Origin of the sequence: Actinomyces sp. HMT 175 (genome assembly GCF_016694895.1) — a bacterium.
GTDB classification, from domain to species: domain Bacteria; phylum Actinomycetota; class Actinomycetes; order Actinomycetales; family Actinomycetaceae; genus Actinomyces; species Actinomyces oris.
Genome location: NZ_CP068012.1, coordinates 718,966 through 737,736, shown reverse-complemented (window position 1 = coordinate 737,736; position 18,771 = coordinate 718,966). Strand labels below are relative to the sequence as shown.

The following is an 18,771-nucleotide window of genomic DNA, read 5'->3' as shown; positions in this document are numbered from 1 at the left end:
ACGGTGCTGCCATGACACGATCTGCGCGACTGGGCCGACCGACCGGACCGAGACCGGGCTTCTCGCGCGACGACGTCGTCGATGCCGCCCTCGGGATCGGCATCGCGGAGTTCACGCTCACGGCGGTGGCCAACACCTGGGGGTGGCGGTCTCCGGGCTGTACCGCACGATCTCCTCGCGCGAGGATCTGCTGGCCGCCTGCCTGGAGAGGATCGCCGCCGAGGTGGAGACTCCGGGCGCCGGGAGGCGCTGGCCCGATGCGGTGCGGGCCCACGCCGAGGCCATCTGGGCGATGCTGGAGCGCTACCCCGGCCTGGCCGGAGTCATCATGGGGGTGCCGTGGGCCCACCAGCTCTTCGCCGCCCCCGTGGCCCAGGCGTGCCAGGTCCTGGTCGACGGCGGCCTGGGGGTCGAGGAGGCCGGGGTGGTCCTGGACTTCGTCGGCGACACCGTCATCTCCACGCACGCGCAGATTGAGGTCATGCGCTCCCCCGTGGCCTCCTCGGGGCTGGGCGGCCCCACAGGACTGGAGGAGACCAGCCGGTTCGCGGCCGCCGCCGGGAACCCTCCCCTGCCCGAGGCGCTGACGCCCAACGAGAGCTGGCTGGAGCGCGGCGGCCTGGACCGCAAGATCGAGATCATCATCCGGGGAGTGGCCGTGGGCCTGCCCCCGAGCGCAACGGATACGGGAGGGCAGTCGGCGTCAGGGGGCGACGTCAGTGGGCGACGCTGACGTCCAGCGGCATCCCCGAGTCCGGGGCGAAGTCCATGGGGCTGGGGGCGACACCGGCGCGCACGGCCGCTGACCCCAGGGCTGCGATCTGGGCGCCGTTGTCGGTGCAGAAGCGCAGTGGTGGCAGGCGCAGGGTGATGCCGGCCTCCTCGCAGCGCTCGGCCGCCAGGGAGCGCAGGCGGGAGTTGGCCGAGTACCCTCCCCCGACGACGAGCGTGTCGCAGCCGGTGTCCAGGCAGGCCTGGACCGCCTTGGCCGTCAGGGAGTCGTTGACGGCCTCGGAGAAGGCGGCGCAGACGTCAGCACTGGGCACCTTCTGGTCTAAGTCCTCCAGAGACTCCACGTAGCGGGCCACGGCGGTCTTGAGACCGGAGAAGGAGAAGTCGTAGCGGTGGCGCTCCTTGTCCTTGCCCGCGGCCAGCCCCCGGGGGAAGCGGATGGCGCCGCGGTCGCCCTCCTGGGAGAGCCGGTCCACGTGCGGGCCACCGGGGTAGGGCAGGCCCAGGAGCCGGCCGACCTTGTCGAAGGCCTCACCGGCGGCGTCGTCGAGAGTGCCGCCGAGCTCGACGACGTCGGTGGCGACGTTACGGATGCTCAGGAGGTTGGAGTGGCCGCCGGAGACGATGAGTCCGACGAAATGCTCCGGCAGGGGGCCGTCAACCAGCTCATCGACCGCCAAGTGCCCGATGACGTGGTTGACGCCGTAGATCGGCCGGTTCAGGCTCGCGGCCAGGGCCTTGGCGGCGGAGATGCCGACGGTCAGGGAGCCGATGAGTCCGGGACCGGCGCACACGGCGACGGCATCGACCTCGCTGAGGTCGACACCGGCCTTCTCCAGCGCGGCGTCGAGGGTCGGCAGGAAGGACTCCAGGTGGGCGCGTGAGGCGATCTCGGGGATGATGCCGCCGAAGCGCGCGTACTGGTCCATGGAGGTGGCGGTGACGTCGGCGAGGAGCTCGCGGCCGCGCACGAGGGCCACGCCAGTCTCGTCGCAGGTGGACTCGATACCGAGAATGAGAGGGTCGCTCACGGGGCCAGACTATCGCCTGGAGAGACGGACGCCGAACAGGCGCCTATCGAGGCCTCGGGTGCCGCAGCCTTCATGACAGCCCTGATCGATGCCCGCGTTCCGCTGGCCCTGGTGACCTCCGCCCGGCGCGCCGGCGCACAGGTCCTCCTCGTGGGCGACGGCGTCCCCGAGGCCAGCTCGCACGTCCCCCGCATCGCGGACTTCACCGGGATCACCTTCACCATCCATTAACGCCGAGCCGGGCACTTCACGGGCGGGGACATTCCACGCGGCCGGGCGCGCGTCGTTCCGGGCGGGGCCATTCGACGCCGTCGGGGACAGCAATCCTGTCACCGTACGCGCAACATGCCCCCGTCCGGAAGAGAATGCCCCCGCACGCGCAGAATGCCCCCACCGGCGTGCGCTGGTAGAAGGTATGCACGTAGAACACCACCGAGCCGGGCACTTCTCGCGATCCCCGACAGAATGTCTGGAGGACGACGCGAGACGTGCCCGGCTCGGTATGGAGTGAGGCAGGTGGATCAGTGGGCGTGCTGGCCCTTCCACAGGGCGTGGCCGAGATCCCGGTTGAGGCGCGAGATGACCTCGAGCGGAACCGACTTGGGGCACACGGCCGCACACTCGCCGATGTTCGTGCAGCCGCCGAAGCCTTCGGCATCGTGCTGGTTGAGCATGCTCACCACGCGGGCCAGGCGCTCGGGCTGACCCTGCGGCAGCAGACCCAGGTGCGAGATCTTCGCACCGGTGAACAGCATGGCCGAGGCGTTGGGGCACGCCGCCACGCAGGCACCGCAGCCGATGCAGGCGGCCGCCTCGAAGGCGGCGTCGGCCTTCTCCTTCTGCACGGGCACCGAGTGGGCCTCCGGGGCCCCACCGGTGTTGACCGAGATGTAGCCACCGGCCTGGACGATGCGGTCCAGGGCGGAGCGGTCCACGATGAGGTCGCGCAGCACCGGGAAGCCGGTGGAGCGCCACGGTTCGATCGTGATGGTGGAACCGTCCTTGAAGGAGGGGTCCTCCGCCAGGTGGCGCATGTGCAGCTGGCAGGTGGTCGAGCGGATGGGCCCGTGGGCCTGCCCGTTGATGACCACACCGCACTGACCGCAGATGCCCTCGCGGCAGTCGGAGTCGAAGGCCACCGGCTCCTTGCCCTCGGCGAAGAGCTGCTCGTTGAGCAGGTCGAGGACCTCGAGGAAGCTCATGTGCTCCTCGATCCCACTCATGGCGTACTCCTCGAAGTGGCCCTTCGAGTCCTGGTTCTTCTGGCGCCAGATCTTGAGCTTGATGTTCACTTGTAACTCCGCTGCTTGAGCTCGATGTCCTTGTAGACGAGGTCCTCCTTGTGGAGGATCGGCGGCTGGTTCTCCCCGCCCCACTCCCAGGCGGCGACGTAGAGGAACTCGTCATCGTGCCGCAGGGCCTCACCCTCGGGAGTCTGGGACTCCGCCCGGAAGTGGCCACCGCAGGACTCCCGCCGGTGCAGGGCGTCGATGCACATGAGCTCGGCCAGCTCGAAGAAGTCCAGCAGTCGGCCGGCCTTCTCCAGGGCCTGGTTGAGCTCGTCGGCCTGGCCCGTGATGCGGGCGTCGCGCCAGAACTCCTCCTTGAGGGCCCGGATCTGCCCAATGGCGTCGCGCAGCCCGGCATCGCGCCGTTCCATGCCGCAGTACTCCCACATGATGCGGCCCAGGGCCATGTGGAAGTCGTCCACACTGCGGGTGCCGCGAAGAGCCATGAGGCGGGCGACGCGCTCCTCGACGGAGCGCTTGGCCTCGGCGATCTCCGGGGCGTTGGGGTCGACCTTGCCCAGGCGCAGCATGTCCGCCAGGTAGTCGTTCATGGTGTCGGGCAGGACGAAGTAGCCGTCGGCCAGCCCCTGCATGAGGGCGGAGGCACCCAGGCGGTTGGCGCCGTGGTCGGAGAAGTTGGCCTCTCCGGCGATGTAGAGGCCCGGGACGTTGGACTCCAGGTCGTAGTCCACCCACAGGCCACCCATCGTGTAGTGCACGGCTGGGTAAATGCGCATGGGGACCTCGTAGGGGTCGTCCCCGGTGATGCGCTGGTACATCTCGAACAGGTTGCCGTAGCGGGCCGAGACGGCGTCCTTGCCCAGGCGGTTGATGGCCTCGGAGAAGTCCAGGTAGACGCCGCGACGCATCATCCGCTCGTTGCCGTTGGCGTCGCGCTCCTTGATGGCCGGCCCCACGCCACGACCCTCGTCGCACATGTTCTTGGCCTGGCGCGAGGCGATGTCACGCGGCACGAGGTTGCCGAAGGCCGGGTAGATGCGCTCGAGGTAGTAGTCCCGCGCCTCCTCGGGAATGTCGCGCGGGTCCTTGTCGCAGTCCTCGGCCTTCTTGGGCACCCAGATGCGTCCGTCGTTGCGCAGGGACTCACTCATGAGGGTGAGCTTGGACTGGAAGTCCCCGGACTGCGGGATGCAGGTGGGGTGGATCTGCGTGTAGCAGGGGTTGGCGAAGTAGGCGCCCTTGCGGTGCGCGCGCCACACGGCGGTGGCGTTGCACCCCATCGCGTTGGTCGACAGGAAGAACACGTTGCCGTAGCCGCCACTGGCCAGCACGACAGCGTCGGCCAGGTGGGTCTCGATCTTCCCGGAGACCATGTCGCGGGTGACGATGCCACGGGCGCGACCGTCGACGATGATGAGCTCGACCATCTCGTGGCGACGGAACTCCTTGACCGTGCCGGCGTGCACCTGACGCTCGAGGGCCTGATAGGCACCGATGAGGAGCTGCTGGCCGGTCTGGCCGCGGGCGTAGAAGGTACGGGAGACCTGCACGCCACCGAAGGAACGGTTGTCCAGCAGACCGCCGTACTCGCGGGCGAAGGGGACACCCTGGGCCACGCACTGGTCGATGATGTTGGCGCTGACCTCCGCCAGGCGGTAGACGTTGTCCTCGCGGGCGCGGTAGTCACCACCCTTGACCGTGTCGTAGAAGAGCCGGTAGACGGAGTCCCCGTCGTTGCGGTAGTTCTTCGCGGCGTTGATACCGCCCTGGGCGGCGATGGAGTGTGCGCGGCGGGCCGAGTCCTGGTAGAAGAAGACCTTGACGTTGTAGCCCTGCTCGCCCAGGGAGGCGGCCGCGGCGCCGCCGGCCAGGCCGGAGCCGACGACGATGATGTCCAGCTTGCGGCGGTTGGCGGGGTTGACCAGCTTGGCCTCGAACTTGCGCTGCTCCCAGCGCCGGTCGATCGGGACGGAGTGGGGGGCCTTGGTGTCGGCGATCTTCTCGCCCTCGTAGTACAGGCCGTCGATGAGTTCAGTCATAGTCGTTCACTCTCAGTGGGTCGCCGCAACACACTCGGCGAAGTGCTCGGCGGAGGAGCCGATCGCGTCACAGAACTGCGGGTAGTAGTCGCCAGTGGCCATGGGGGCATCGACATAGCCGAAGAGGATCGCCGTCGGAACAGCCATGAAGGCGGCGAACAGCGCGAAGGCCAGCACGAAGGCGATCAGCCGGATGAAGGGGACGGTGTTCCCCCGCACCGCGCCCAGCGTCTGCAGGGCGGACCACACGCCGTGCCACACGTGCAGGCACAGGGCGGCCAGAGCGACCGCGTAGATGAGCCACACCCACCACAGCTGGAAGCCGTAGTACATGTTGAGGTAGGCCCGTCCGTGCACGTAGTGTCCCCCCGGCGTCAGTGACAGGGTGGTGTACTGCAGGATGTGCCAGATGATGAACAGCAGGAGGATGACACCGCCCCAGCGCATGGTGCGCATGGCGTAGCGGGAGGCGAAGTACTCGGCGCCGGGCTTCTTGACGGCGTACTTGTCGTTGCCGCGGGCCCGCTTGTTGCGCGCCCACAGGTGGAAGGCGCTGCCGGCGTGAGCCAGGAGGCAGGCGATGAGAGCCAGGCGGAGGATCCACAGGACACCGCCGTAGGGCATGATCGGCACCAGCAGTGCTCGCAGGAACACGGCGTAGTGATCGTAGGCGACCTCACCCTCGAAGTAGTGCAGGTTGCCGTAGGCGTGGAAGAGTACGAAGAACAGGAACACCAGTCCCGAGATCGCCATCATGCGCTTCATGAAGACGGTCGTGGAGAAGGCGGTCCGCCTCTTCAGGGAAGGAGCAGATGTTTTGGCCACGGCAGAAGGCTAGCCGGGCACCAGGTCCCGTAGGCCCCATCTGCGCCCCCACCAGCGATGTTGGGGAGACGATCCGCGGAATCCTGGGGATCTCAACGGGTCTCGATTCGTCATTCAACGCCGCGGAATATGCTGACGCCGACGTCTGAGGCCTCCTTTTCGTCACGGGGGCGTCAGACAAATCTGTGAAGTGGCCGACACTCACCGCTTGTCCTCCCGCGGCCCGTGTTTATCTCCGGTCGCTGCAGCATCCATCTGCTTCTTAAGGCCCAGCGCAATCCGTCCAGTCGGACTCTGGGGCTTGCTCCCGGTGAGACGCCCCACGGACTCAGGTCTCGCCGGGCTCACCGGCCTCGGCCCCCACCGGCCCCGGGCGCGGGCGCAGGGTCAGACGCATGACCACGGCGTCCTCCGGCGGCACCTGGTAGTAGCGGCGGCGCCGGCCAATGGGGACGAAGCCGTGCCTGGTGTAGAGCCGCTGGGCGGCCTCGTTGGACTGGCGCACCTCCAGCAGGACATCGGGGCAGCCCGCCTCTCGGGCGGTGGAGACGAGCTCGGTGAGCATGAGGGAGGCGATCCCTCGTCCGCGCGCGGCCGGGATGGTGGCGATGGTCAGCAGGTCCGCACTGGTCAGACCGCCGGCGTGGTAGAGCCCGGCGTAGCCCAGGAGCCGTGGCCCGTGCGCCCCGGTTCCAACAGCGCAATCCGCGGGGTCATAGGCGTCACCGTCGCCATCGCTCTCTTCGGACTCGACGACGACGTAGCGGCGGTCCGCCATCGGCCCGTGGGAGGCCGCCAGCTCGGCGGCCAGCAGGTCTCGGCTCCAGGCCTCGGCTCCGAAGAGCTCGCCCTCGAGTCGGGCGACGGCCTCCAGGTCCCCCGCCGCCATCTCCCGCAGACCGGGGGCCCGGCCCGCTCCGGTCGCCTCGGGCACCTCAGTGTCCTTCTTCACCCCGGTGTCAGTGCACGCGCTTGCGGGCAGCGGGCATCTGCACGTCGGCGTGGCGCAGGTAGAGCGGCTGAGTGCTCAGCTCCTCGCCGCGCTCGAGGCGGGCCAGGGCGATGCGCACCTGGGTCAGGACGTCACCGGAGACGGGAGCCAGGGCCTCGCGGCAGGAGGCCGTCTCCACCAGCTCGGGGTAGAGAACAGCGCCGGAGCCGGCCACGACGTCGATGCTTCCACTCCCCCCGCCCGGTCCCGGTGCCTGCTCGGCGAGGCGCTGGGCGACCTGGGCCGGGGGGCAGACGATGATCTCGGTCAGGCGGGTGACGTCGTCGGGACCGTTGGCGCGGAAGAGTGCCGTATAGACCTCGCGCCTGCGGGCGTCGGTGGCGACCAGGACGACCGGATCCGCCTGCCCCTCCTGGGCTCCGAGCTCGTCCAGGGCGCGGCGGGCGACGGCGTCGAGGCTGGAGACACCGTGAACGGGGATGCCCCGGGTGCGCCCGACGACCCCGGCCGTCACCAGGCCCGCGCGCAGACCGGTGAAGGGGGCCGGTCCGGTGGCGGCGACCACGGCGTCCAGCGGGCGCTCGGCCGCCTCGGGAGCAGACATGGCCTGGGAGAGCATCTGTCCGAGGGACTCGGCGTGACGGCGGGTATCGGCCTGTTCGTCCTGGCTCAGCACCTGCAGGGCGCGTGTGGCGGCGGGGGCGGCGTCGACGACCGCGACCTGAGTCCCCAGGGAGGAGTCGATGGAGAGGATTCGCACCGGACCAGCCTATGCCCTCGGGTCTCGCGGCAGGTTGACGCGGCTCTCGGGGATCGTGTCCCCCAGGGTCTCACCGGCGGTCGCGTCGGCGTCGTCCTCGGCCCCGTCCCCCAGGAGGGACAGGTCGATGGCGGCGCGGGGGATGCCCCGCCGTACTGCGGCGCCCTGGGTGTCGAACTCGTTCCGGCTGAGCCGGTCGGCGCGCTCGGCCATGTCGGCGCGGTTGCGGGCCTGGCGCAGCGGGGCAGTCACCTTGCGCTCGTGACGGACCGTGATGATGACGGTGACGATCCCGACGACGACGACCGCCAGGACCGGCCCCCAGATCGCCCAGCCCCCCGTAGTGGAACGCTCCTCGCTCTGAGCGGCAGAGGTCTTGGGCTTGGACCCGGCGCGCTCACGCAGGATCTCTCCGTAGTCGCGCAGCTCGATGGGGCCGGCCAGGCGCCGCGTGGCGGCCTCCCCCATCGCCGTCACCGTGGTGCCACTCAGCGAGTACCAGGCGTTGGCGTTGCGGTCGTGGACGAGGTGGGCCTCGCCCATCTGGTCGACGTCGGTGGCCAGGTCGTCGTCAAAGACGGGGGTGCAGGTGGCGTGCCCCTTGTCATGGACCACCTCGAGAAGACCGACGGGCTTGCCGCCCGAGGAGACGGTCGCGGCCCAGTCGCCGGTGTCGACGGGTTGGGCGGAGGGCTGGGAGCCGTCGAGGAAGCCGGAGGCCCAGGTGTAGACGCTGCGCGGTTCACCCACCGTGATCTCGCCCTGCTCGCCGGTGCTCTGACGCACCTGCGCCACGCACTCGCTCTCCATGAGCGCCTTGGCCTCGTCACGCGAGTCGGCGTCGGCTGGGACACCCGCCACGCCGCCGGCCGACGTGATCGGCACGGGGCGGGGGCCGGTGTCGGCAACGGCGCGGGCCGGCCCCGGGGTCAGGAGACAGACACCCAGGAGCGTCGCCGCCGCAGTCGGCAGGATCAGGCGCCGAGAACGCCGGGGACGCCGGGAGCGCTGAGCGGCCCGGATGGGGATGGCGTTGCGGACCGGTGCCACGGTGGCGGGAGTGTTCACAGCGGCACTCCCGGCTGGCAGGAGGCGTCTGCTCCCAGTGCGCTCAGGTCGACGTCGGCCCAGCGCGGACCGACGGCGCGCACGATGATCGTCCGGTTGCCGTCGTCGACCTCGCCGAGGTCCACGACCGGCTCCCCGGCCACCGAGCCGGCGGGAGACTCCGCCCCGGCGGGGGCGTCGTCGGGCTGCGGGTGCTCGGCGCGCACGGCTCCGTGGGGGCGCAGCACCTGGATCTCCAGGCGGTCGGGGCTCAGGGCCTCGACCTTCTCCTCGCCCCACTCGACCAGGGTGACGGCCCGTTCCAGGGAGGAGTCCAGGTCGAGGGCGTCGATCTCCTCCAGGGAGGTGATCCGGTAGGCGTCCACGTGGATGAGGTCGGGGCCGTCGGACAGGGCGGGGTGCACGCGGGCGATGATGAAGGTGGGTGAGGAGACCCGGCCACGCACCTCAAGGGCTGCGCCGATGCCCTGGGCGAGCGTGGTCTTGCCGGCCCCCAGCCCCCCGGAGAGCATCACGAGGTCACCGGCGCGCAGCAGGCGGGCCAGGCGGGCCCCCAGTGCCCGGGTCTCTTCGGCGTCGCCGGTGGCGACGGTGATCCCGGGGGCGGTCTGCGGTGTGTGCGGCGCTGGGCTCATATTCCCTCCTCTTCCATGCATGGCTCCGATGGTGGAACCGGTCGGCCCGGCGGGGACCGGCGATATCCGACGTCTGCTGTCTAGGGTCGAGAGTAGTCGCCGGTGCCGGATTCCCCGACGTAGCAGCGCGGGACACGAGCTCCCAACCGGGTCACGATCTCGTAGTTGATGGTGCCGCAGGCCTGCGCCCACTCATCCGCGGTGGGGACGGCCTCCTGGTCTGATACCGCGGGGGCTCCCCAGAGCACGGCGGTGTCCCCGACCCGGGCCGCTGCCGGCAGGGGCGCGCCGGTCTCGTCCACGGCCGGGCCGAGGTCGATAACCACCTGGTCCATGCACACCCGCCCCACGACGGAGGTCATGAGGCTGCCGACTCCCACGGGACCGGCGGAGCTGGCGGCGCGCGGGATGCCGTCGGAGTAGCCCAGGGGCACGAGCCCCACCCAGCGATCAGTGGGGGCGCTCCAGGTCCCCCCGTAGGAGACGGCCTGCCCGGCCTCGATGCGCTTGACCTGCACCAGCGGGGACTCCAGGCGCATGGCGGGCCGCAGCCCGAGCTCGGCGCCGGTGGCCACGGAGGGGTCGGGACTCAGCCCGTACAGGCCGATCCCCACACGCACCAGGTCCATGCGGGCCTGCGGGTGCCACAGGAGTCCTCCGGTGGCAGCAAGGTGGTGAGTGGGTGGGTTGAGGCCGGCGTCTCGTACGACCTGCTCGGCCTGCCGGTAGCGCTCCAGGTGCTCCTCGGTGGAGCCGCTGGCCGGCTCGTCGGCGCGCGACAGGTGCGACCACAGGCCGACGACGTCGACCGTTCCCTCATCCTCGGCCCGCCTCAGCGCGGCGGCCAGGGCGGGCAGCTCCTCGACGGTGGCACCGCCGCGCGACATGCCGGTGTCGACCTTGAGATGGAGACGCGCCGCCCTCCCCTGCGCCCGGGCCGCCGCAGACAGGGTCTCGAACTGGGGCAGGGTGGAGACCGACAGGTCCAGGTCGGCCGCCAGGGCGGCACGCAGGGGCGAGTCCTCGGCGGCCGCTCGGTCAGGCTCCGTGACGGGCAGGAGCCAGGTGAGGAGCCGGGGGGCCTGCGAGGCGGGCTCCCCCGCCGGGCGGCTCACACCGGCCTCGTCCAGAAGGGCACGCAGAGTCAGGGCCTCGGCGAGCTGGGCCACCCCCAGCCAGGAGGCTCCCGCCGACAGGGCCGTCAGAGCGACCGGCCCCAGCCCGTGACCGTAGGCGTCGGCCTTGACCACGGCCATCCACGGCACGCCCGCCACCTGCGCCAGGCGCCGCCCGTTGTGGGCCACAGCCGCCAGGTCGACGACGGCCCGCGAGGTAGTGGCCGCCAGTGGTGGCGCGCACTGGGCGACTGCCGGGCGCGGAGCGGCGGACGGGGGCATTGCGGCTGAGTCCAAGGAGGTGGTCACGGCGCGATTGTCGCACTGGGGCCGGTAGCGCCGCTGTTTCCTGGCGCACGCCTCCGGTCAGGAGTCCTGACGGATACCGCGTGGCTGACACGTCTCAGGCGTGGGGCACCGCCTGGAGCCAGTTGAGCTCGAGGCGGGCCGGACCGAGGGCAGCGGCGATGTCCAGGGCGGCGATCGGGTGCCCGCCGGTCCCCGCGCTCCCGGTGCCCTGCGGGCTTGCTGCGGCGTAAGCCCCGGCGAGCGCGTGCAGCCTGACGCCGGCGGCCACCGAGTCGACCAGCGCGTCCAGCACCGGGTCCGCCCCGGAGGCGTCCGGCGCGCCCTGCTCCCAGAGGGCTGCGGCGCCGGCCAGGACTGCTCCGAGGATCCCGGCGAGCACGTCCCCGCTTCCGGCGCTCGCCATCCAACCGGGTCCTCCGTCCACGCTGACCAGGGGGCGCTGCGGCGCGGCGATGAGGGTGGTGGCCCCTTTGAGCAGGACGGTGGCACCGGTGAGGCGGCAGATCTCGCGGACGGCGAGCCCCGGGTGGGCCTCGACGCGCTCGCGGCTCCAGCGACGGGTCTCCTGCGTCGGCGGCCCTTTGTCCGCCAGTGCGCTCAGCAGCGCGGAGGCCTCTCCGGCGTGCGGGGTCAGCACGTGCAGCGGTGTGCAGCTCAGGTCCTCGGTGAGGAGCTCGGGCAGGATACTCAGGGCGCCGGCGTCGACGACGGTGGGGATCCGGGTCGGGCACTGCCGGTCTTTGCCGCAGGGACCCAGGGTGGAGGCGAGTACGGTCCGCACCTCATCGGCCCTGGTGGTGTCAGCGGGGTCGATGCCCGGCCCCAGGACGAGCGCCTGAGCGCGTCCGGCGGCGGGGACGACCTCGGGTCGGGCGGCCAGGACGAGGTCCTCCACGCGCCTGGGGGCGGACAGGCGCACCATGCCGGCGCCGGCTCGTACTGCACCGCTGGCGACCAGGACGGCGGCGCCGGGGTAGGTCTCGCTGCCGGCCCACAGGCCGACCACGCCGCGGGTGTACTTGTGGTCGCCGGGGCCGGGCTCGCCAACGGCGCGGGTCAGGTAGTCGCCCAGGGCGCCGTCGACGGGGCGGCGGGCCAGGGGCCGGCTCGTGGGCGCGGGCAGCCCGAGGGGGACGACGTCGACGACGCCACACAGGTGCCGGGCCGGGGGCAGGCACTGGCATCCCTTGAGGCAGGTGAAGGTGACGGTGCGGTCGGCGGCCAGGACCGGGCCGTTCACTGTGCCGTCGTCGACGCCGGTTCCGCTGGGCAGGTCGACGGCGATGACGCGCAGCGGGCGACGCCCCGGCTCCCCGGCGGCGATGAGCGGGGCGATGAGGGCGGCGGCGTCAGGTCGCAGCGCCCCGGTGGCGCCGATGCCGGTGAGCCCGTCCAGGACGAGTCCGCCGTGGACGAGGAAGGCCTCGATAGCGGCCACGGCCTCGGCGGAGTCCTGGCCGGTTCCGTCGTCGCTGCGGTAGCCGGCGCCGTGAATGGTGACGCCGTGGCCGCGGGCCTCCTCCAGGGCGACGGGATGGGGGTGCTCGGTGGCGAGCACGGCGCTGACCGCGCAGCCGCTGTGGGCGAGCAGACCTCCAGCCAGGAGGGTGTCGGCCCCGTTGTGGCCGCCGCCGACTAAGAGGAGTACCGGGGCCCCGGAGATCCATCCGGGGCCTGTCTGCGTCCCCGCCGTCTCACCTGCTCCTCCCAGCGGCGTCGCCGGGGACAGCGGTGAGGCTGGGGTGGCGGCCACCCCCATGGGGCTCATCGAGGTCAACGGCGCCGGAACCGGCCGGGCGGGGGCCACCGCGGCGCCCGCATTGCCGGTTCCTTGGCGCAGCTCGCGCAGCGCCGCCCGGGCCACCGCGTGGGCGGCGGCTCTCATGTAGCGGTCAGTGCCTGCGGTGACAGGGGCCTCCGCGGCCGCTATCTCCTGAGCGGGCCAGGCGCAGGTGGTGGGGTCGGTGACGTCGTGGGAACGCGGGAGGTCGTTGAGGTCACTCATCCGTCCCATTGTCCTCCGCTCCGCTCTCCTCGCCCCTTCAACACGACTTTGAGACGGGCAGTTTCACAGAGCAAGACCTCGCGGGTGGCCGCCGGTCCGCTTTGTCCGTCCGCGGCCGAGCGCCAAGAAGTTGTCTTTTCCAGAATTGGTGGCGCGTTCACCCCTCGCGCTGCCCGCTCACCCGGCACAATGGCCGAGTGATCCGCGCTGTAGGGACCGACCTGGTTGATATCCCCCGCCTCGAAGGCTACATGGACCGGGTACCCGGCCTGCGCGAGCGGCTCTTCACCCCCGCCGAGCTGGCCGCCTGCCAGAAGCGGGCCGCCTCACTCGGGGCGCGCCTGGCGGCCAAGGAGGCGGTTCTCAAGGCCCTGGGGTCGGCCTACGCCGAGCTCGGGCTGGACGCGCCCCAGGGGTGGGAGTACCAGGACATCGAGGTGACCTCCACGCCCGGCACCCCACCGCGCCTGCGCCTGACCGGGGCGGCCGCGATGGCCGCCCGCCAGGCCGGCATCGGCCACTGGCACATCTCCCTGGCACACGACGGCGGTATGGCCCAGGCCTTCGTCGTCGCCCAGGCCGATCGCGTCGACAACGACGACGACCTGACTCTGTCCTCTCAGCGCTCACAGGCCCGCACGAAGCAGCAGATCCGGTCCCTGCGCCCGGCCCTGTAGACGACGGTGCCGAGCCCGGACTGCGGGCTCGGCACCGTTGCGGGGCGAGTCGACGTCTCGGCGTCGGTCCTACTCAACGGTCACGGACTTGGCCAGGTTGCGCGGCTGGTCGATATCCAGCCCCTTGGCCCCGGCCAGCGCAGCAGCGAAGATCTGCAGCGGCACCACGGTCAGCAGCGGCCACAGGATCGTGGGAGTGACGGGCATCCGGATGATGTGGTCGGCGAAGGGCTCGACGTCGGTATCCCCCTCCTCCGCGATGACAATGGTGCGCGCGCCGCGGGCCCGGATCTCCTGGATGTTGGAGATGACCTTGTCGTGCAGGACAGGGCGGCGCGGGGTGGGCACGATGACGAAGACCGGAAGGCCCTCCTCGATGAGCGCGATCGGGCCGTGCTTGAGCTCACCGGCGGCGAAGCCCTCCGCGTGGACGTAGGCGAGCTCCTTGAGCTTGAGCGCCCCTTCCAGCGCCACCGGGAAGCCGACGTGGCGGCCCAGGAACAGGAAGGAGGACTTGTCCGCCAGCTCGGAGCCCAGCTCACGCACGCGGGCCTCCTCGTGGTCCAGGACGTGCTGGATGCGGTCCGGCATGGCGGCGAGGTTGTCCAGGTACTCGGCGACCTCGTCGGGCCACTTGTTGCCGCGCAGCTGGGCCAGGTAGAGCCCCAGCAGGTAGCAGGCGGTGATCTGGGCGAGGAAGGCCTTGGTGGAGGCCACGGCGACCTCCGGGCCGGCGTGGGTGTAGAGGACGGCGTCGGCCTCGCGGGCGATGGTCGAGCCGTAGGTGTTGACGATGGCCAGGACCTTGCTGCCCTGCTCGCGAGCGTGACGCACGGCCTGGATGGTGTCCATGGTCTCGCCGGACTGGGAGATGGCCACGGTCAGGGTCTTCTCGCTGACGACCGGGTCGCGGTAGCGGAACTCGTGGGCGAGCTCGACCTCCACGGGGATACGGCACCAGTGCTCGATGGCGTACTTGGCGACGTGCCCGGCGTAGGCCGCGGTGCCGCAGGCGATGACGATGATCTTGTCGACGCTGCGCAGGACGGCGGGGTCAATGCGCATCTCGTCGAGCTGGAGCTCACCGCGCTCATCGACGCGGCCGCGCAGGGTGTCGGCCACGGCGGTGGGCTGCTCGTGGATCTCCTTGTCCATGAAGGTGTCGTAGCCGCCCTTGACGGCGGCGGAGGCGTCCCAGGAGACCTCCCAGGTCTTGGGCTCGACGGCGTTACCGTCCTTGTCCCAGACGTGGACGGCGTCGGCGGTCAGCAGGAGGACCTGGTCGTCGTCGACCTCGGCGGCCTTCTTGGTGAAGGCGACGAAGGCGGCGACGTCGCTGCCCAGGAAGTTCTCGCCCTCGCCCAGGCCGATGACCAGGGGGCTGGAGCGGCGGGCGGCGACGATCGCCGCGGGGGCCAGGTCGGTGACGGCCAGCAGCGCGAAGGCGCCCTCGAGGCGGGCGGTGACGGCCTGCATCGAGGCGACCAGGAGGTCGGCGACCCGGGTCGGGTCGGAGGCGGCGGACGGGTCCTGGCGCAGACGGGAGGTGAAGTCGATGTCCAGGACGTGGGCGACGACCTCGGTGTCGGTGTCGGAGACGAGCTCGCGCCCGGCGGCCTCGACCTCCTCGCGCAGCGGGCGGAAGTTCTCGATGATGCCGTTGTGGACCACGGCGAGGTGGCCGGCGCGGTGGGGGTGGGCGTTGGCCGTCGTCGGGCCGCCGTGGGTGGCCCAGCGGGTGTGTCCGATGCCCGCGGTGGCGGGAGCCGGCGGGGTGGCCTCAAGGATGGCGCGCAGCCCGGAGAGCTTGCCCGCCTCCTTGACGACATCCAGGCCGGAGGGCCCCACCAGCGCGACGCCCGCAGAGTCGTAGCCGCGGTACTCCAGACGGCCGAGGCCATCCATGAGAACGGTCAGGGAACGGGAGGAACCAGTTTCACTCAGAGGGCCGACGTGGCCGACAATTCCACACATGCTCCGATCGAATCATGCCGGCGCGGCGTTGACAACGAGCGCAGGCACACGTCGATGTGATCTCGGTGTGATCTCTGCGTGATCCCGTTCCCCGTCGGCGCCCCACCGACACCCCGACGGGCCCCATTCGTTCCTCGGGGATTGTCCGCCGGGCGTCTTCATTTGCGACACTGTGTCGGTGACATCCGAGCTGAGCGACCCGAGTGACCTGGGTATTCCGGGCGCCTCGCCCTACATTGAGCTGGACCGGGACCAGTGGTCCGCCCTGGCGTCCTCGGCGCCGCTGCCGCTGACCCAGGCCGATGTCGAGAAGCTGCGGGGACTGGGTGACCCCATCGACCTGGCCGAGGTCGACGCCGTCTACCGGCCCCTGACCGCTCTGCTGGAGGACTACATCGCCACCTCACGGGAGCGGGCGCACCGCACCGGCGCCTTCCTGGGGGTGAGCGAGCCGCCCACGCCCTTCATTGTCGCGGTGGCCGGGTCGGTCGCCGTGGGCAAGTCGACGACGGCGCGCCTCATCGCCCACTTGCTCGGCCGTTTCCCGGATACGCCCAGGGTGGACCTGGTGACCACCGACGGCTTCCTGCTGCCCAACCGGGTCCTTGAGGAGCGCGGACTCATGGCCCGCAAGGGATTCCCCGAGTCCTACGACCGTCGCGCCCTGCTGGAGTTCGTCGCGGCAGTGAAGTCCGGTAGCGAGCGCGTCCAGGCGCCCGTCTACTCCCACACGGTCTACGACATCGTCCCGAACCGGCACGTGACGGTGGAGCGCCCCGACATTCTCGTGCTGGAGGGACTCAACGTGCTCCAGCCCGCCCCGCGGGGATCGCGGCCGGGGGCCTCGGCGCTGGCGGTGAGCGACTTCATCGACTTCTCGATCTACGTCGACGCCGACCCCGGCGACATCCGCCGCTGGTATCTGGACCGGTTCCTCACCCTCAAGCACACGGCCTTCACCCAGCCGGGCTCGTACTTCCGGCGCTTCGCCGAGATCCCCGACGACGTGGCCCTGGCTGGAGCGAACGAAATCTGGGAGAGCGTCAACCTGGTCAACCTGCGCGAGAACATCGCCCCCACCCGAGGGCGGGCCACCCTGGTCCTGACCAAGGACGCCGAGCACCGCATGAGCCGGGTCCTGCTGCGCAAGTCCTGAGCGCCCGTCCCCCTCGTCCTCGCGCTGAGACTCCAGCGGGGGCGAGCCGCCTGGGGGTGGGAGTCGTCCGCCGGCTCCTTGGAGGGGCGGGCCGCCCGCTGTCGCCGTGCAGGCCTTGGGCGCGCACTGCACGAGGGTCGGGTGCTACTGCGGGAGGGTTGGGTGTACTCCAGGTAGGTCGGACCTTCGTGCAGTGCGCACAACCCCTGGCCAGTAGATCCCCACCCTCGTGGAGTAGACCGCACCAGAAGAGGGACATGCCCGAACCGGCATCAGACATGCACCGTCAGCAACCCGAAGAGGGGCCAAGGATGTCCACATCGGTGACAAAAGGCCCAGACCGTTCTCGTGGTGACGAAGCAAAACCGCATGATTTCAAGGTTCTCGTTCACGCGACCTGGAGTTCGAACATCCCTTTGTCACCGATATGGACACCAACAGGCCGATTCCCCGAAGAGTCCAGTGTAGCACCCAGCGTTAACACCGTGGTGTCGGCACCGATTTTAATTTTCAGAAAACACTCCTATCCCACTCCTGCAACAAGGTTAACGAAGATCATCGACGGCCTTGATAAAAACCTCAGGTTGTTCAGAATGAATATCATGACCGCTTTTAACGTTGTCGACTAGAGTGCCACGAGAGAGAAGCGAGTGGACACGCGACGCGTCACGATCATCCATAGCACCGAGCAGTACCCCACGATCATCATAGTAGCCCCGCATGTTTGACGGATGAGCAGCATGTAAAATAATTGACGGACAGCGCACAGCCTTCAACGTTTCCACCTGATTAAAACCTGCAAACCACGAGAAATCATAGAAGGTCTCACCAAATCGTAAGTCATAGGCGCCCGTACCATCCTGCAAGTTAGCCGTCAAGTCGAAGAACTCATTGACATGCAACTCAGGAGGGTAGTACCAAAGACGCGGTATTTCGCCGGGATGACGCCTCATGTAATCGAGGGCAGGCCGCTTAACAAACACATCAAAGTTCTTTTTCCCAAGAACTTGCGCAAGATAGGTGTGCTCAAGCGAGTAGCGGGTGAAATTTCGTTCACCGCTTCGCAAAAAATGATGCATATCGCGAAACCCGAGCCAGGCAAATGTCTTCTCGGCCCTTCCAGGTTCAGTCGCAAAGAATGGCGCATCCTCAATCAATAAACCAGTGACAAGCTGTGGAGCCCTGGCGGCAACGATGGTCGCCAACAGACCTCCCGAAGAGTGACCGGAGATCAGGACAGGAGACTTGACAACGTGCTGGATAAACCACACGAAATCAATCGCATTCTTGATCGCCGTATAATCTGCCGGATTTTTACTCGATCCACCATGACCATAACAGTCGACCGCAAACACGTGATAGCGTTGAGATAGCTCTCCAAGCACCGCACTATAGTCCCTCCACGTTGTTTGCTGACCGTGAACCAACATGAGCGGTGAACCATTGTTCGGTCCCTCACCATAGTGAATGATTGCACCGCTCGGCAACGTTACACGCCTTTCAACAAAACCAGCACGACGAACAACCGCCCCCGCTGCCCGATCATAGGTCATATTTCGATGAGCATAATAAGTCACACCTCCCCCAAGCAGGCCAAGCACGACGCAAACGATTATCAGCACACGCACCCTCTTTCGCTTAGTTTTCAGTATTGTCATGTGCCGCACGATGGTCCCCCTCCACGTGACGAGCAGCCTGCACAAAGAACTGCGTATCCATCAAAGCGAGCCCCCGGTCGATGTCGCCAATAAGTAGGAGCTCGTCACCAGCCTTAATGTTGAAAACCGTTCTGGCACGTACTGGAAGCGTGAGTCTCCCATCCTGATCGATGACAACGGTGCCAAATATGTATTTGCCGGGGCGATCGAGCATCGCAACAAATGAAGTGTCGCCGTTGACAAGATCGTCGATCGAAACATCGAACAGCTGCGCTAGGCGAACACATGAGGAAATGTCGGGATTACCACCCGGAGCCTCCCACTTGGCAATGGTCTGCCGAGAGACGCCAACCTTGTTTGCCAATGCTTCCTGAGTCCAGCGATGCTTTTTACGCAAGGCGGCGATGTTACTACTAATCATAAATGAATGATAAAACGACACACTATGGTCGTCAATCAAACAAAACAGACACGATGAGGTTTACATGTTAAAAATAGTGGCATCCACGCCTGTTTGAATCACACCAGAACCCGCCCTTCACCGATCCTGATCTGATGACCTTCCCGGGGCGGGCAGCCCTGGTC

16 protein-coding genes and 1 pseudogene are annotated in these 18,771 nt (G+C 68.9%); 4 read left to right on the top strand and 13 right to left on the bottom strand.

Annotation, left to right across the window (positions count from 1 at the left end; translation table 11 throughout):
* Positions 1–11 precede the first annotated feature (11 nt).
* A pseudogene (locus JJJ14_RS03145) lies at positions 12–733 on the top strand (TetR/AcrR family transcriptional regulator).
* Here the strand turns inward: JJJ14_RS03145 and tsaD are convergent.
* Positions 717–1,763: a tRNA (adenosine(37)-N6)-threonylcarbamoyltransferase complex transferase subunit TsaD gene (gene tsaD, locus JJJ14_RS03140; protein WP_201444657.1), complete on the bottom strand. Its 1,047-nt coding sequence runs from the start codon at positions 1,761–1,763 to the stop codon at positions 717–719. The pseudogene JJJ14_RS03145 and the gene tsaD sit on opposite strands and share 17 nt — an antisense overlap.
* Positions 1,764–1,835: 72 nt before the next feature.
* On the opposite strand from tsaD, the gene JJJ14_RS03135 reads away from it, so the two are divergent.
* On the top strand, positions 1,836–1,994 hold the full coding sequence (locus tag JJJ14_RS03135; protein ID WP_236592896.1) for a hypothetical protein: 159 nt from the start codon (positions 1,836–1,838) through the stop codon (positions 1,992–1,994).
* Between the two features lie 290 nt (positions 1,995–2,284).
* On the opposite strand, the gene JJJ14_RS03130 is transcribed toward JJJ14_RS03135, so the two are convergent.
* The 9 genes from JJJ14_RS03130 to JJJ14_RS03090 all read right to left on the bottom strand — a co-directional run bounded on the left by JJJ14_RS03130 (position 2,285) and on the right by JJJ14_RS03090 (position 12,721).
* Entirely contained in the window at positions 2,285–3,055 is a 771-nt protein-coding gene (locus JJJ14_RS03130) for a succinate dehydrogenase/fumarate reductase iron-sulfur subunit (protein WP_003789384.1), read from the bottom strand.
* A complete protein-coding gene (locus tag JJJ14_RS03125) occupies positions 3,052–5,052 on the bottom strand; it encodes a fumarate reductase/succinate dehydrogenase flavoprotein subunit (RefSeq protein WP_010614570.1) in 2,001 nt (666 codons plus the stop codon). Before JJJ14_RS03125 ends, JJJ14_RS03130 begins: the two co-directional genes overlap by 4 nt.
* 12 nt (positions 5,053–5,064) lie before the next feature.
* Entirely contained in the window at positions 5,065–5,817 is a 753-nt protein-coding gene (locus tag JJJ14_RS03120) for a succinate dehydrogenase cytochrome b subunit (RefSeq protein ID WP_201445058.1), read from the bottom strand.
* A gap of 388 nt (positions 5,818–6,205) precedes the next feature.
* The gene (locus JJJ14_RS03115) at positions 6,206–6,811 is read right to left on the bottom strand and encodes a GNAT family N-acetyltransferase (protein WP_201444656.1); all 606 of its coding nucleotides are present in this window, start codon (positions 6,809–6,811) and stop codon (positions 6,206–6,208) included.
* 25 nt (positions 6,812–6,836) lie between these two features.
* Positions 6,837–7,589 (bottom strand): tRNA (adenosine(37)-N6)-threonylcarbamoyltransferase complex dimerization subunit type 1 TsaB, encoded by a 753-nt coding sequence (tsaB, locus tag JJJ14_RS03110; protein ID WP_201444655.1) that lies wholly within the window; start codon positions 7,587–7,589, stop codon positions 6,837–6,839.
* 9 nt (positions 7,590–7,598) lie between these two features.
* Positions 7,599–8,657: a hypothetical protein gene (locus JJJ14_RS03105; protein ID WP_201444654.1), complete on the bottom strand. Its 1,059-nt coding sequence runs from the start codon at positions 8,655–8,657 to the stop codon at positions 7,599–7,601.
* On the bottom strand, positions 8,654–9,292 hold the full coding sequence (gene tsaE, locus JJJ14_RS03100; protein WP_201444653.1) for a tRNA (adenosine(37)-N6)-threonylcarbamoyltransferase complex ATPase subunit type 1 TsaE: 639 nt from the start codon (positions 9,290–9,292) through the stop codon (positions 8,654–8,656). The genes JJJ14_RS03105 and tsaE overlap by 4 nt, the downstream gene beginning before the upstream one ends.
* A gap of 80 nt (positions 9,293–9,372) precedes the next feature.
* Positions 9,373–10,689, bottom strand: coding sequence for an alanine racemase (gene alr, locus JJJ14_RS03095; RefSeq protein ID WP_201445057.1), 1,317 nt, complete (start codon positions 10,687–10,689; stop codon positions 9,373–9,375).
* 121 nt (positions 10,690–10,810) lie between these two features.
* Positions 10,811–12,721, bottom strand: a complete 1,911-nt coding sequence (locus JJJ14_RS03090) for a bifunctional ADP-dependent NAD(P)H-hydrate dehydratase/NAD(P)H-hydrate epimerase (protein ID WP_201444652.1) — start codon at positions 12,719–12,721, stop codon at positions 10,811–10,813.
* Positions 12,722–12,918: 197 nt separating this feature from the next.
* On the opposite strand from JJJ14_RS03090, the gene JJJ14_RS03085 reads away from it, so the two are divergent.
* Positions 12,919–13,398 carry a holo-ACP synthase gene (locus JJJ14_RS03085; protein ID WP_101559479.1) on the top strand — a complete coding sequence of 160 codons (480 nt, stop codon included), beginning with the start codon at positions 12,919–12,921 and terminating at the stop codon, positions 13,396–13,398.
* A gap of 69 nt (positions 13,399–13,467) precedes the next feature.
* Here JJJ14_RS03085 and glmS read toward each other — a convergent pair whose 3' ends face one another.
* Complete coding sequence (gene glmS / locus JJJ14_RS03080; RefSeq protein ID WP_101559480.1) at positions 13,468–15,372, bottom strand: glutamine--fructose-6-phosphate transaminase (isomerizing); 1,905 nt, start codon at positions 15,370–15,372, stop codon at positions 13,468–13,470.
* Between the two features lie 172 nt (positions 15,373–15,544).
* Between glmS and coaA the strand changes: the two genes are divergently transcribed.
* Positions 15,545–16,528, top strand: coding sequence for a type I pantothenate kinase (gene coaA / locus JJJ14_RS03075; RefSeq protein WP_101559481.1), 984 nt, complete (start codon positions 15,545–15,547; stop codon positions 16,526–16,528).
* Positions 16,529–17,073: 545 nt separating this feature from the next.
* Here the strand turns inward: coaA and JJJ14_RS03070 are convergent.
* Together JJJ14_RS03070 and JJJ14_RS03065 are read right to left on the bottom strand one after the other, a co-directional pair.
* On the bottom strand, positions 17,074–18,186 hold the full coding sequence (locus tag JJJ14_RS03070; protein ID WP_101559526.1) for an alpha/beta fold hydrolase: 1,113 nt from the start codon (positions 18,184–18,186) through the stop codon (positions 17,074–17,076).
* Positions 18,167–18,607, bottom strand: a complete 441-nt coding sequence (locus JJJ14_RS03065; protein WP_201444651.1) for a helix-turn-helix domain-containing protein — start codon at positions 18,605–18,607, stop codon at positions 18,167–18,169. Before JJJ14_RS03065 ends, JJJ14_RS03070 begins: the two co-directional genes overlap by 20 nt.
* Positions 18,608–18,771 lie beyond the last annotated feature (164 nt).

Bases quoted from the DNA above. Each gene is read 5' to 3' on its own strand.
- JJJ14_RS03065 (WP_201444651.1), bottom strand. From the start codon at position 18,607: ATGATTAGTAGTAACATCGCCGCCTTGCGTAAAAAGCATCGCTGGACT.
- JJJ14_RS03125 (WP_010614570.1), bottom strand. From the start codon at position 5,052: ATGACTGAACTCATCGACGGCCTGTACTACGAGGGCGAGAAGATCGCC.
- JJJ14_RS03135 (WP_236592896.1), top strand. From the start codon at position 1,836: ATGACAGCCCTGATCGATGCCCGCGTTCCGCTGGCCCTGGTGACCTCC.
- JJJ14_RS03120 (WP_201445058.1), bottom strand. From the start codon at position 5,817: ATGAAGCGCATGATGGCGATCTCGGGACTGGTGTTCCTGTTCTTCGTA.
- alr (WP_201445057.1), bottom strand. From the start codon at position 10,689: ATGCCCCCGTCCGCCGCTCCGCGCCCGGCAGTCGCCCAGTGCGCGCCA.
- JJJ14_RS03070 (WP_101559526.1), bottom strand. From the start codon at position 18,186: ATGACAATACTGAAAACTAAGCGAAAGAGGGTGCGTGTGCTGATAATC.
- tsaE (WP_201444653.1), bottom strand. From the start codon at position 9,292: ATGAGCCCAGCGCCGCACACACCGCAGACCGCCCCCGGGATCACCGTC.
- JJJ14_RS03090 (WP_201444652.1), bottom strand. From the start codon at position 12,721: ATGAGTGACCTCAACGACCTCCCGCGTTCCCACGACGTCACCGACCCC.
- glmS (WP_101559480.1), bottom strand. From the start codon at position 15,372: ATGTGTGGAATTGTCGGCCACGTCGGCCCTCTGAGTGAAACTGGTTCC.